The following is a 270-nucleotide window of genomic DNA, read 5'->3' on the forward strand; positions in this document are numbered from 1 at the left end:
TGCCAATATGGCGTTGATAAAACGCTAATTGACGGTAACCTGGTGCTTCTAAAATTAAGCAGCCCATGACTTCGCATAATGCAGCGACATGATCTTCTGGTTCTTTAACATTCTCTTCACGTTCAAAGCCTAGTAGCATCAAGTCACTCCGCAATGCCGCTAAGGGTTTATCCATTAAAGAGCCAGTCATAAACCAGCTGCCATAAGGCATAATCTCCCCACTGCCTACGCCTAAGAAAATGGCAAAGTATTCATCTTCTAGGGTGTTGG

Annotated in this window: 1 protein-coding gene; it reads right to left on the bottom strand. The window is 44.1% G+C overall.

From position 1 onward, the window contains the following. On the bottom strand, positions 1 to 270 hold a 270-nt coding region (locus tag AAEY72_RS14965), incomplete at both ends, for a TorD/DmsD family molecular chaperone (RefSeq protein ID WP_352311347.1).

It is taken from the genome of Psychrobacter sp. W2-37-MNA-CIBAN-0211 (assembly GCF_040309405.1).
Lineage (GTDB): Bacteria > Pseudomonadota > Gammaproteobacteria > Pseudomonadales > Moraxellaceae > Psychrobacter > Psychrobacter glaciei.